Genomic DNA, 13,898 nt, shown 5'->3' with positions numbered 1-13,898 from the left:
CCAACCCCAGACGCCTTTTTTTGTCTTTACCCGATAACAATACCTTTAGTGACTTCCATTGTGCAGCAGAGCAGCATCGAACAAATATTGTACTGGCATGGCATTACCAATACAGTTGTCATTGACCAAAACAACAGGGAAAGATTTCGTGAGCAGATTTACTACGCTATGTGCATTGAGTTTTCTAGTGCTTTCTGGCTGGTCTAATGCAAAGGATTTAAACAAAAAAATTGATGCACTCATGCAGTCAGCTATAGAGGCCGAGACACCAGGCTGTAATTTGGGAATAATGCAGAAGGGAGAGTTTTTACATAAAGCGGGCTACGGACTGGCTAACCTTGAACTGAACGTGCCGCTAGATGGAAATCAGGTGCACCGAATGGCGTCGGTTTCCAAGCAATTTACTGCCATGGCCGTATTGATGTTGGTGGAACAGGGCAAAATTGATCTCGACCAGGACATTCATATCTATTTACCTGCATTGCGAGACTATGGCCATACCGTAACCGTCCGGCAAATGTTAGGTCATACCTCTGGTATGGGCGACTATGATCTTATCGCTGATTCTTACGAAGGGAGCAAAACAGAGAACAACACAGGGTTAAAGTCTGCCGCAGGCGGCGATTTTCGTTTAGGTAATGAAGATTACCTTACCATCAGTGAATTTTATGATGTGGTAAAGCGAGTACCACTAGCCATGCCACCAGAACAGAAATACCAGTACAGCAATCTTGCCTATTTCTTACTGTCTATGCTTGTTGAAGAGGTTTCAGGACAGACACTTCGAGAGTTTAGCCATCAATATGTCTTCAAACCACTCAACATGAAACACACCTTCTTTAGCGATAATCCCGTGGAAATTGTTAAGAATCGTGCTTATGGCTACAAGCAGCTAGAAAATGGCAGCTATGTAACTGATATGACGAATTTATTTTGGGTTGGTGATGGGGGCTTACACACTAATTTAGATGATTTATTGCGATGGAGTAATAATTTTCTGCAGCCGAAAATTGGTAAATCACCCCAGGCATTGATCGACGCAATGAATACGCCGAATAGTCAGCAGCAAGCCGGAGAAGGGGTCTTTTACGGTAATGGGCAGTTTATCCATACGTTTAAAGGTTATCAGGCATACTCACATTCAGGAGGGTGGTTAGGCACCGCTACCTATTTCGCGAGATATCCCGAATTGGAGCTATCTTTTGCCATGATGTGCAACGATGTTTCTAATGACCAAGTCTTCGAGGCGTTTAACGAGGTTCGCGAAGCTGTGTTTAATATCATTACCAACACTGAATAGCGGATATTGATTACCGCTTTATTGAAAGTGAAGTCTGTACTCTGATGGAAATTTCGACAACCAGAACAAAAGCCTGATAATTGTATGGCGTAACCGTTGCAATCAGACAAAATATGAGTACACTTAGCGGCTCTTTCGGTCGGTGTGTAGCGCAGCCTGGTAGCGCACTGTCATGGGGTGTCAGGGGTCGGAGGTTCAAATCCTCTCACACCGACCAATTCCTTACCCCAGTTTATTCTGCATACAATCTTCCAGGACCAGCTGTTTCATCGGTCTCTTTAACATCGCCATAAACCCGTTGAAGTATGCTATCGACATTATATTTATTCGAAACAGACTTGCCTTGTGAAACCTGGTTATGTAACCAAACTAGCTTTGCAACAGCGGTAATTGGATCGACAGATGGTCCAACATCATCAAACGTAGGCCATTTATCGCTTATAGCATGTTTGTCTTTGTCTTGTCCTAAATAAGTCCTAAAAGCAATCACTCTGCCTAAACTTACCTTTGGCTCGAGACCGGAATTATCTCGTTCTGTATGCCCATTTGCATACGAGTCTTGAATCATATGAATAATTGAACCTAATGCCGACATTTGTATAGACTGAATTTTCTTTGGTCTATTTTTAGTTTGTTGGTCGACAAAGGCTGGGCATAGCTTTGCGCCGCCGTATAATGTTGTACAACTCCAGTTGAAAGTAATACCTAATCGCCATGTCTGCCAATATTTATCGACTTTCTCATATCCAAAGAGAGGTCTAAACCAGTTGGTATAATAGTAGGGGTTGAACCCTGAATTACATGGTGAGTCATCCAACATGCTGTCTTCTAGCATAACCTCTCCAAGATCTCTTTGTTCAGGGCTGTTGGGGTAATTCTGCCAATAGTCGCAATACTCTTCATCCCACAACGTTGAACTCGTCGAAAGTTCAAAAGCATAATTCGCCCATTGCCATATTAAATGTCTAGTTTGTTTTGGTGGCTCGCCAAAATCAGTTGCCATGGAATGTAAAAATTGAAGCTTGCCAAAGTGCGAAACACAAAATAAACCACCGTTGAATATTCCCGTTTTAGAAGGGGCCTTTGTTTTATCCTCGAAAAATTTCTTACAACCTTGCTTAATTAAAGCCCCAAATGTAGCGGCAGAGGCCCCGCCTTTGTGGATGAATCGTATTGGATCATCTGGCCATCGCACAAAAGATACAAGATCCCGATATTTAAATAGGGGGGCGTCAGAGGGGGTCAATTCATTGCTAAATAATGAAAGTTCGGTATCAATGCTTTTATAGTCTGCACAATCTTTAGGCATTTTTTCTAATGTACCTTCTGAATTATTTGCTTCATAAAGGCACTGTAAGGCTAATGCAGTTAGTCTCTCGTGGTTTCTTTCATATTCGCCAATTAAGCTGCCTCCGTCAGACGTCGTAAAGTAATAGCCTTTATCTTCATGTGGTAGTGCGCGCATCCCAATTTCATATGCGTTACATACTGCGAAAATAAATAAAGTACCTAAAGCAGTGAAGGCTTTGATTAAAAATAACAGTTGTCTTTTCATTATTGTGATTCCCTTCCAATATATTTTCAGAATTATATTAGATGAGTTTATTTTTTATACAACCTGAGCAATAACATTCGAGTGGTTGTTTGTCCCGGAAAAGACGTACTCAGAATTTTTTCATTACTCTCAAAGTGTTTATAGAATCTTAAATTTTTCCCAATCAATTGTGTTGATTCGTTCAATTAAACATAGTTAGATTAGTTAGTTGTGTTAATCTTTAGTATAGTTTTAATATTGTTCAGATCGGCCAAAAAGTAGTTTAAATGGTTGGTTTGGCAGAAATTGATGATTCAAGTCTGATTTTTTATTTGAAAGGCTAATTTCATTGAAAGTCAGATAGCAGGTGAAATGGAGTTTCGTAATCATGGCATCCTCTATCCAGCAAGGCAACTTCGGGTTTCTACAAGAGCATGACTCGCTTTTTGTGGAAATCGCCTTCTCTGCTGAAAGAGCGTTCTCAAGCGATCCCAATACAACGTTAATGAAACTTAGGCAACTGGGTGAAGCACTGGCACAGCACATTGCAGCATTGGTTGGAATTGAGTTTGACGATAAGACATCCCAGGCTGATTTGATCTATAAGATAAACCGGGAGCTAAAACTAGAGCCGGTAGTCAGGGAGTTATTCCATACCCTCAGAATGGAAGGCAATAAAGCAACCCATACTTTCAGAACTCAACACAAAGAAGCCATAAATGGTTTGGTGGTTGCCCGCAAATTGGCCATATGGTTTCACCAGTCTTTTGGCCGGAGTGGGGTTCAATTTAAACCTGGTCCTTTTATTCCACCTGCCGACCCCAGCGAACAGTTACGTCAGTTACAAACTGAAATTGCGAAGCTAAAAAGTGATTTAGAACAAGCCAATGTTGACCTAGATTCGAGCAATCAGCTTCATGATCTCGTAGCCAAAGAAAAAGCAGAATATGAAGCGTTGGCACTGGCAATGGACGAAGAATCTCGTTCTCTGGCGAAACAAGCGTCTGAACATGAAGAGGCATTACTAGCGCAACGTAAAGATTACGAAGCAAAGATAAAGGCACTTCAGGATCAGTTAGCGGCGGCTGATGAGAAAACGCAAACTACTCAACGCAGCCAGATAAACAAAAATACACAAGCGGCAACGCAACACATTGTATTGGATGAAGCGTTAACCCGCATTTTAATTGATCAGCAATTAGTAGAAGCGGGTTGGACTGCCGATAGCGAAGCGCTTATCTATAAAAGCGGGGCTCGACCAGAAAAAGGCAAGAATATTGCTGTCGCTGAATGGCCTACCGAGCATAACGGTGAAAAAGGTAGAGCAGACTATGTGCTTTTTTCAGGTTTAACGCCCATGGCAGTGGTTGAAGCAAAGAAAGAAAACGCCAACATAGCAGGAAAAATTTCGCAGGCAGAACGTTACAGTAAAGGTTTTAGTATCTCACCTCCAATGCAAAGTGCATGGGAATTAGCAGGAATGACAATCGCGTGGCCTGATGAGCATGATGGCCATTATAAAATCCCCTTTGTTTATTCCTGCAATGGTCGCCCTTACGTTCCCCAACTGGCTGAACAATCTGGAACCTGGTTTCGGGATGTTCGCGACCAAGCAAATACTAAACGTGCACTGCCAAAGTTTCATACGCCTGAAGGCTTGATCGACAAACTCAAACGCAGTAAAGAAGAGGCTGAGAAAAAGTTAAAAGCCGAGCCCTTTGGCTATTTAAAAGTGCGTGACTATCAGCAAAAAGCCATTATTGCGGTGGAAAATTCGTTAGCGAAAGAAGTACGCACTGCACTGTTAGCTATGGCTACCGGTACAGGTAAAACGCGCACCATCATCGGTTTGATGTACCGGTTTTTAAAGGCAGAGCGATTTAAGCGTATTTTATTCCTGGTAGATCGCACCGCACTGGGTCAGCAAGCTATCGACGCCTTTAATGAGGCACCATTAGAACAAAATCATACCTTATCTAAAATCTATAATGTTGCAGAACTGGGAGATATGGCAGCTGAGGCTGAAACGCGCGTGCAGGTAGCAACTGTACAGGCCATGGTGAAACGCATCTTTATGAGCGATAACCCGCCTCCGTTAGACCAGTTTGATTGCATTATTATTGATGAAGCCCACCGAGGGTATACGCTCGACCAGGAAATGACCGAAGGCGAACTCGCTACACGGGATGCAAGTCAGTATCTTTCTAGTTACCGCCGGGTGCTAGATTATTTTGATGCCGTTAAAATTGGCTTAACCGCAACGCCAGCAAAACACACCAGCGAAATTTTCGGTAAACCCGTTTATACCTATTCATACCGGGAAGCGGTAGCGGATGATTGGCTGATAGATCACGAACCTCCTATCCGATATGAGACCTTGCTTACACAAAATGGAATTAAATTTGCCAAGGGAGACAAAGTCAACGCGATTAATACTCAAACTGGTGAAGTACAGAGTGCAGAGCTGGACGATGAACTGAACTTTGAAGTGGATGCCTTTAACCGCAAAGTGATCAACGAAAGCTTTAACAAAGTGATTTGTCAGCAACTGGTTCAGGAACTTGATCCCTTTGGCGATGAGAAAACCATGATCTTCTGTGCTACAGACCTGCATGCTGATATGGTGAAACGGTTATTAGATGAAGCGTTTAAAGACCTTTATAACGGTGAATATAACCAAGCGGCAGTCGCTAAAATCACCGGGCAAAGCGACAAAGTAGAGCAGCTCATTCGCCAGTATAAAAACGAACGCTATCCAAATATTGCTATTACTGTTGATCTGCTGACTACCGGTATCGATGTCCCTAAAATTTGTAATCTTGTGTTTATGCGCAGGGTTAAGTCTCGGGTTTTGTATGAGCAGATGATCGGCCGCGCCACACGCCGCTGTGATGACATTGGTAAAACAGTATTTAGAATTTACGACCCGGTGGATATTTATGCCGCGTTGGCCGACGTTAATACCATGAAACCGTTGGTTAAAGATCCCAACATTACGTTGGAGCAATTGGTAGACGAAATCACTAACCCGGAACAATTGGAACGAGCGTTGAATGCTCCTGGTGATGCACCTGAGCAGAGCCATGCCGATGTCGTGCTAAGTCAACTCAGCCAAAAAGTGATGCGCGTATTGCGAAAAGCCGGTAAAAAAGCTGAAAGCAAACCAGCACTCAAGCAAAAACTGGATGAATTACACGGTTTATGGGGCGTTGAGCCCAAAAGCTTGCATAAACATTTACACGAGCTTGGGCCTAAGCAAGCCGCGGCTTTTATTACAACACATAGCGGTTTGATAAATCAGCTAGCAGAAGTGAATGAGTTACTCGGTAGTGAACGCCAACCAGTAATTTCGGAACATCATGATGAGATAAGAGAACGCACCCAAAGCTATGGCGTACATCAAAAGCCTGAAGATTACCTCGACAGCTTTAACCAGTTTATAAAAGAGCAGCTTAACCAAAGTGCAGCCCTTGCTGTAGTGGTAAATAAACCCCGGGATCTGACTCGCGATCAACTAAAAGAAATTAAGCTAATGCTTGATGGTGCAGGATACTCCGAAGCAAAACTACAAAGTGCGGTGCGTAACCAAACTAACCAGGATATTGCAGCAAGCATCATTGGCCATATTCGCCGAGCAGCATTCGGCGAGCCATTGGTGCCCTTTGAACAACGGGTTGCACAGGCAATGCTGCGAATATATGAAAGTCATAATTGGTTACCCGCGCAGCGCCAATGGCTTGAACGCCTGGCAAAACAACTGGTTCACGAAGTCATTATTGACAAAGAATTTGTAAACAGCCGATTTGCAGAGCAGGGCGGAGCAAAGCAGCTGGATAAGGTACTGGGTAACCAGCTGGATAAGGTACTGGATGAATTGGGTGATGCGATTTGGCCTCCCCAAAGTGCATAAATCTTATATGTATAAATAAACAGAAAAACTATACATGTTAGTCAGCACATGTATAATTTTTTATAAAATCTATATATATACAGAACTACATGTATAAATAAGGACATAATATTAATCATGCCTGCATCTATCCCATTGTTACCACTTGATAATATAGAGCAGTGGGAAACCCGCGCAGTACTCAAAAAGGTGGCTGAAGCTCACCGATATCTGGCCGAATTAAAGGGTATTGCCGCCAGTATTCCCAATGAAGCAATACTAATCAATACGCTGGCCTTGCAGGAAGCCAAAGACAGCTCGGAAGTGGAAAACATTGTAACCACGCATGACGAGCTTTATAAAGCCAACTTATTTGAAGAAGCCATTACCAGCCCGGCAACCAAAGAAGTGCAGGATTACGCCGTAGCATTAAAGCAGGGCTTTCAAACAGCACGGCAAAGTAAACTCATTCGCCTAAGTGACATTCTTGCCATCCAGCAAAACCTGGAGCACAACAACGCAGGTTTACGCAAACTACCCGGCACGGATTTAAAAAATGCCCGTACGGGTGAAGTGGTGTATACCCCGCCACAACATGCCGACGAAATAACCGCGCTAATGGATAATCTGGTGCAGTTTATTAATAACGATGAGTTATGCGATGCAGATCCGCTGGTTAAAATGGCCATCATCCATCATCAGTTTGAAAGTATTCATCCATTCTACGACGGCAATGGTCGCACAGGGCGGATCCTGAATATTTTGTACCTGGTGATAAAAGACTTGCTTAACCTGCCGGTACTGTATTTAAGCCGTTTTATCATTCAGCACAAAGCAGATTACTATAATAATTTGCAAGCCGTGCGCGACACTGGAAACTGGGAACCCTGGATAGCCTTTATGCTTGATGGCGTTATCGACACAGCACAAAACACTATCTCACTCATTACCGAAATGAAAAGCCTGATGGCAGAAGTTAAGCACGGGATTCGTGAGCAACTGCCCAAAATTTATAGCCAGGATTTACTCAACAACCTGTTTCATCACCCCTATACCAAAATCGACTTTATCATCGAAGAGCTAGGGGTAACGCGAATAACTGCCACTAAATATTTAGAGCAATTAGTAGAACACGGCTTTTTAACCAAACAAAAAATCGGCCGCGCCAACTACTACATTAACGAACCGCTGTGCAAAGTACTGATAGCACACGGCTAAGAACCAAATAATCCATTAAGAGACAAACATGACCAACAACGACATCGTTCAAAAACTCTGGAACCTCTGCGACGTACTGCGGGACGACGGCATTAATTATTCAGATTACGTAACCGAACTCGTACTTCTGTTATTTATTAAAATGGTGCATGAAAACACTGAAGCTGGTGTGTTAAAACGCCACCCTTTACCAGAAGGTTGCCGCTGGACTGATATCAACGAAAAGTCGGGCATCAACCTGCTAAACGACTACAAGCGCATTTTGTTAAGCCTTTCAACAGGTAAAGATTCAGACGGTAACATTGTACACGAAGATCCACTTATCAGTGCAATCTACGCCGATGCACAAACACGTTTGCGTGAACCACGCCATCTAGAACAAATGATCAAAACCCTCGACCATATTGATTGGTTTAGCGCCCAAAAAGATGGGCTTGGCGATTTGTATGAGGGATTGTTAGAAAAGAACGCATCGGAAACGAAATCTGGGGCAGGGCAGTACTTCACCCCACGCGCTTTAATCAACAGCATGGTTCGCTGCATAAGACCGCAAATTGGTGAAGTAATACAAGATCCAGCGGTAGGTACAGCAGGATTCTTAGTCGCCGCAGACCAATATATGCGTGATCAAACAGACAACTATCTCGATCTTTCTGCCAAAGAAGCTGATTTCCAGAAAAACAAAGCTTTCGTTGGCGTGGAATTAGTACCAAACACCCGACGCTTAGCATTAATGAATTGTTTACTGCACGGAATGGAAGGTGATGAAGATGGCGTAGTGCATCTAGGTAACGCTTTGGGTGATGCTGGGAAGGATTTAAAGCAAGCAGACATTATTCTGGCAAATCCGCCTTTCGGCACCAGTAAAGGTGGTGAAGCATCCAATACTAGAGACGATCTCACTTACAAAACCACTAACAAGCAACTGGCATTTTTACAGCATATTTATCGCAACTTAAAGCCTGGTGGCCGGGCGGCTGTAGTACTGCCGGACAACGTATTGTTTGAAGCGGGTGTAGGTATCGATGTTCGCCGTGACTTAATGAATAAGTGCAACCTACATACTATTTTACGCCTGCCAACGGGTATTTTTTACGCTCAAGGCGTAAAAACTAATGTGCTGTTTTTTACTAAAGGCTCAGCAAAAAACAAACATCAGGAAGAAAATTGCACTGAAAATGTGTGGGTATACGACCTGCGTACCAATATGCCTAGCTTTGGTAAGCGCACACCCTTTGGTAAAGCTGATATTGGATTTGCACAAGAAGAGTTCGGAAAAGATCCGCATTTAGGTGCTTTTGAACAAGTTTTTGGCGAATCTTCGGATGGCACGAGTAAACGCACAGAAGGTGAGTACAGCTTTGATGCTCAGGAAATTGAAGTCGACAAAGAAGTCGTTGAGGAAAACCAGGGGATTGATGACCGCCTGGCGCACTCCCGATGGCGTAGCTTTAGTCGTAAGTGGATACGTGAAACAAAAGGCGATTCTTTAGATATTTCATGGCTAAAAGATAAAGACAGTGTGGATGCGGCAGATTTACCTGAACCGGATACTCTGGCAATGGAAGCCCGAGCAGAGCTGAAGGCCGCATTAAGTGAGTTGGATGCTTTGTTGGCAGCGTTGGAGGCAAGTTGATGAGTAGTGACCATTTGCCCGAAGGATGGACTGTTGCAAAAATCTCAGATATTACGATAAAAGGTGAGCAGCGAAAGCCGTCCTCGGAAGAAACCTTTACCTATGTGGATATAGGAAGTATTGATAGAGATCGCAAGTGTATATCATCTCCGCAATATTTAGCCGGAAATAATGCCCCAAGTCGAGCGAGAAAAGTAATCAAAACTGGCGATGTGTTAGTATCTTTGACGAGGCCGAATCTAAATGCTGTCGCGCTTGTGCCCGATGAGCTAGATAACCAGATAGCTTCTACAGGGTTTGAAGTTGTTAAACCGTTATCGGTTGATAGCCGCTTTGTTTTTGCATTGACGAAGTCTAAAGACTTTATTGATTCAATAAGTGGAGTTGTGCAAGGGGCGTTATATCCAGCAGCAAAGTCTTCAGATGTACAGGCTTATACCTTCCAACTACCGGCATTGGCAGAACAAAAAGTCATCGCCGACAAGCTCGACACACTGCTGGCCCAGGTGGAAACCACCAAAGCCCGCCTTGAACTCATCCCCGAAATCCTAAAAAATTTCCGCCAGTCCGTCCTCGCCGACGCCGTTAGCGGGAAGTTGAACGCTGGTGATTATCAACAAGCTCCAGTTTACAAAGCGTTAGGGGATGTTGGCGTAGAGGTAAAGACAGGTCCTTTTGGTAGTGCTTTGCATAAAAGTGAATACATAAGTGGTGGGATACCAGTTATAAATCCGATGCACATTTCTAATGGTACAATAGTAGCCTCTCAACAAATGACAATACCGAAAGCGAAGTACGATGAATTAGAAGCGTGGCACCTGAAAATAGGTGACGTGGTTGTTGGTCGCCGGGGCGAAATGGGGAGAGCAGCTGTAGTTAATTATAAAGGGGAAATGTTGTGCGGGACAGGTTCTATGATATTGCGGACGCCAAAGAATTCGTTACCAAAATATCTGGAAATTATTTTGCGCTCACCACTAGCAGTTGAATACTTTACCTCGAACTCTGTTGGTTCAACAATGGTCAATTTGAACCAAAAAATAATAAAAAGCCTACAAGTTCATTTCCCTTCACAAGAAGAACAAACCGAAATCGTGCGCCGGGTGGAAAAGCTCTTTGCTTATGCCGACAAAGTGGAAGCACAAGTTAAAACCGCCCAAGCGCGAGTGAACCAGCTCACCCAATCCATCCTTGCCAAAGCCTTTCGCGGTGAACTTACTGCCAATTGGCGTGCGGCTAACCCCGAGCTGATTAGTGGGGAGAATAGCGCCGAGGCGTTGCTGGTGATAATTAAAAACGAACGTGCTAAGTTAAGCCAAACAAAAAAAGGCCGGGGTAAGTCTGTTGAAAATTAAAACTCTGCATTTACAGCATTTTCGCCGCTTTACTGATTTTCGCTTGCCGTTACATGAACAGTTAACGGTTTTAGTTGCGCGCAATGGTGCCGGTAAAACGTCGGTACTTGATGGTATTGCTACATTACTTGGCGCGTTTTTGACCCGCTTGCCTAAAGTGAATGGTATTAACCCAAAAGACAATGATTTTCAGGTATTTGCCGATAGCAGCAAACCTGCGTTTATGCGTTTAACCGCCGAGAGTTTTGACGGGGTTAGCTGGGATAGAACAGAAAAGCGCGACAAGAGTAAAAAAACAGCGGCTCAGGTGCCAGCAGCGCTGGGCGTTAAGCAGTTAAATGATTACGTCGATGCCTTTATCGATGCCGAAAATGCCGGTTTGAACTACGAGTTACCCATATTTATTTACTATGGCACTGGCCGAGGGGTATTTGATGTACCACAGCGTAAGCGTGATTTTGCAAACGAGTTTCCGCGCTTTGATGCATTTAATGGCAGTTTAGAGAGTAAAACCAACTTCAAGAAATTTGTAGAGTATTTTTATTACCTTGAGGCGCAAGAAGGCAAACTGCAGAAAGAGCAACGCTCATTTGATGTTGAATTGCCTGAACTTAAAGCCATACGACGTGCAATCGACTTGATGATGCCAACCTTTAGCAACCCTGAAAGTGTTATGCCTGCAGGTATTCAGGTTGATTGGCTAGATGATGGCATAAAAAAGAAATTACGTATTGAGCAGCTAAGTGACGGTTTTCGCACAACCTTAGCGATGGTAATGGATATTGCCGCCAGAATGGCTGAAGCAAACCCTCAAAGTTTCGACCCCTTAGCAACTACAGGCATAGTGCTTATCGACGAAGTAGATTTGCACCTGCACCCCGGCTGGCAGCAGCATATTCTGCTCGATTTGCAGCGCACCTTCCCAAATATTCAGTTTATTGTTTCAACCCATAGTGCGCAGGTGATTTCGTCGGTCAAACCAGAGTGTTTACGGGTTATTGATTGGCAAGAAGATGCACCCAGCTTGTTGGAAATAGATTTTTCTGAAGGCGCAGAAGCACAGCAGGTGTTGTTAGATGTTTTAGGTGTACATAGTACCCGCGCTGAAAAATTACCGATTGTGCAGAGTTTGAAAAACTACCAACAGCTGGTTGAAGATGATCAGTGGGATAGCCCAGAAGCTGAAACATTAAGACAGCATCTGGATGAGTGGGGTGGAGAGTACGAGCCAGAATTAGCCCGCCTGGATATGGACATTAAAATAAAAGCCTGGGAACGCGAGCAAGTATGAAAAAAGTACTGAAAGGTGCTGAACCTGAGCTACTGGAAGCCTATCGTAATAGCAACAGCGCAAATACCTGGGTTCAATTTAAACGCGTTGCAGCCAGAAAAGAGGCGGTGTCTGCTCAGTTAAAGCATGACCAGGCTGGGTTGTGTGCTTATTGTGAAATTAAGCTGCTACCAAAAACGCATGAAGGTGAGGCGGACTTTAGGGTAGAGCACTTTCATCCAAAATCAGATACCACAATAGCGCATAACTGGCATTTGGACTGGCAGAATCTCCTTGGTTGTTGTCATGGCGGAAGTCAGAAAAACATAGTTGAAGAAGCTGATCGTTTTGGTAACGGTGACCACAGTTGTGATGTCCCAAAAGGCAACAAAGATCTGGGTGCTATTATTTTAAATCCTTTGCATTTGCCGGCATTTCCGGCGTTGTTCGCAGCGGAGCGTAGCACCGGTAAGCTCAAAGTTAATGTTCACAATTGCCAATCCGCGACAATTAGTGCAGCTAAAGCAGCAGCAACTATTTCTGAACTGCGGTTAGATTCAGCTCGGTTAAACCGTTTTAGAAAAACCTTACTTGATGAAATAAACCGGCAACTAACGCAATTAATCCAAACGGGTCTTTCAGTTGAAGCTGCGCGAACTAAGTTAGCGCGAATACTACTTAACAAAGATACTCAACAACATTGGCCTGCGTTTTTTACTTCGGTCAGAAGCTACCTTGGTTCTGAAGCTGAAGTGCATCTTCACAACATCGATTATGCAGGATAACGCTGCTTATTTAACTTTTAAGGATTGAAAGTGGCTAACAGCGTTACCCCTGGAAATGGACGAAATCGATGGTGACAAAGAGCTTGTTTGTTCCCTGGATAGGATCGATAGCAACGGTCACTACGAGAAAGATAACCTTTAAGTAGTTTGCAGGTTTGCCAACCGCTGGAAAAGTGATTCAATGAACGACGAGTTTATCAGGCTGATCAATATGTTGAGTAACAGGTAGTTGGATTCCTAGGACAGTTTTCCAGGCAAGTATAGAAGATAATTATTTGAAACTACGCTACTACGAAGCTTTCTCAGTACCTGATTGCTTTTTTAGCATGATGTCTGAAGAGATGTTCGAATCATATAAATCGTTTTTTGAGTCCCATCTGAAGATTTTAAAAGACTTTGCCCCGAAAGAAAGTCTCAAGAGAGGAGGGGTCCACCATTTTGTCTTCGCATTGAACGATGGCGAAGATAAGATTCTTGGATTTAGATATTTTTTCTACAGCCTAGATATGTCCGAATGCGAACTCTTCTTTTTGTATGTGGATCCTAAAGAGCGCAAAAAAGGAGTAGCGTCGAGCTTGAGCGATCTCTCGATTAGCGTTGCAATCGGTCACGGTATAAGCAAATTTAAAGTTAAGATAGTTGCCCCGGAAGCTCAAGGTGAAGGGTTAATTCGATTATACAAAGCGCTATCTCTAGCTTATTGTCCACCATGCAGTTTTGAGATTTATTACGGGGGTAAAATAGTCAAGCTACCATCCCCAGATATGCGATGAATCACACGGCTTAATGGCACCAAAAATCCGTTTACTTACACCCATTTCTGCACCCAGCACCCTTTTTTGCACCCCAAAAGTAATGCTATGTATCGCTATATAGTGTCGCTCTGACGGAAGTATCACTATATATTGTTA

Annotated in this window: 9 protein-coding genes and 1 tRNA gene; 9 read left to right on the top strand and 1 reads right to left on the bottom strand. The window is 43.5% G+C overall.

The annotated features are described in order from the left end of the window. Window positions 1-97: 97 nt before the first annotated feature. Both AC566Q_RS15220 and AC566Q_RS15215 read left to right on the top strand, forming a co-directional pair. Window positions 98-1,300, top strand: a complete 1,203-nt coding sequence (locus AC566Q_RS15220; RefSeq protein ID WP_499607689.1) for a serine hydrolase domain-containing protein — start codon at window positions 98-100, stop codon at window positions 1,298-1,300. A gap of 140 nt (window positions 1,301-1,440) precedes the next feature. After that, window positions 1,441-1,517: transfer RNA gene (locus tag AC566Q_RS15215), tRNA-Pro, on the top strand. Window positions 1,518-1,532: 15 nt separating this feature from the next. Here AC566Q_RS15215 and AC566Q_RS15210 read toward each other — a convergent pair. Beyond that, window positions 1,533-2,855, bottom strand: a complete 1,323-nt coding sequence (locus tag AC566Q_RS15210) for a hypothetical protein (RefSeq protein WP_105935774.1) — start codon at window positions 2,853-2,855, stop codon at window positions 1,533-1,535. Window positions 2,856-3,222: 367 nt separating this feature from the next. Here AC566Q_RS15210 and hsdR point away from each other — a divergent pair, with 367 nt between their 5' ends. From hsdR to AC566Q_RS15175, 7 genes are all read left to right on the top strand, one after another. Further along, window positions 3,223-6,744 carry a type I restriction-modification system endonuclease gene (hsdR, locus tag AC566Q_RS15205; protein WP_499607686.1) on the top strand — a complete coding sequence of 1,174 codons (3,522 nt, stop codon included), beginning with the start codon at window positions 3,223-3,225 and terminating at the stop codon, window positions 6,742-6,744. A gap of 117 nt (window positions 6,745-6,861) precedes the next feature. After that, the gene (locus tag AC566Q_RS15200; RefSeq protein ID WP_499607683.1) at window positions 6,862-7,941 is read left to right on the top strand and encodes a Fic family protein; all 1,080 of its coding nucleotides are present in this window, start codon (window positions 6,862-6,864) and stop codon (window positions 7,939-7,941) included. Window positions 7,942-7,969: 28 nt separating this feature from the next. Further along, window positions 7,970-9,577: a class I SAM-dependent DNA methyltransferase gene (locus AC566Q_RS15195; protein WP_499607680.1), complete on the top strand. Its 1,608-nt coding sequence runs from the start codon at window positions 7,970-7,972 to the stop codon at window positions 9,575-9,577. Continuing rightward, window positions 9,577-10,932 (top strand): restriction endonuclease subunit S, encoded by a 1,356-nt coding sequence (locus AC566Q_RS15190; protein WP_105934861.1) that lies wholly within the window; start codon window positions 9,577-9,579, stop codon window positions 10,930-10,932. The genes AC566Q_RS15195 and AC566Q_RS15190 overlap by 1 nt, the downstream gene beginning before the upstream one ends. After that, window positions 10,922-12,223 carry an AAA family ATPase gene (locus tag AC566Q_RS15185; protein ID WP_105934860.1) on the top strand — a complete coding sequence of 434 codons (1,302 nt, stop codon included), beginning with the start codon at window positions 10,922-10,924 and terminating at the stop codon, window positions 12,221-12,223. The genes AC566Q_RS15190 and AC566Q_RS15185 overlap by 11 nt, the downstream gene beginning before the upstream one ends. Continuing rightward, the gene (locus tag AC566Q_RS15180; protein WP_278345790.1) at window positions 12,220-12,987 is read left to right on the top strand and encodes a retron system putative HNH endonuclease; all 768 of its coding nucleotides are present in this window, start codon (window positions 12,220-12,222) and stop codon (window positions 12,985-12,987) included. Before AC566Q_RS15185 ends, AC566Q_RS15180 begins: the two co-directional genes overlap by 4 nt. Before the next feature lie 275 nt (window positions 12,988-13,262). Beyond that, a complete protein-coding gene (locus AC566Q_RS15175) occupies window positions 13,263-13,760 on the top strand; it encodes a GNAT family N-acetyltransferase (RefSeq protein ID WP_499607675.1) in 498 nt (165 codons plus the stop codon). Window positions 13,761-13,898: the final 138 nt, after the last annotated feature.

This window comes from Alteromonas sp. H02 (assembly GCF_059682525.1).
The sequence above is the reverse complement of the archived record's forward strand: the minus strand, read 5'-3'. Positions and strand labels throughout refer to the sequence as shown.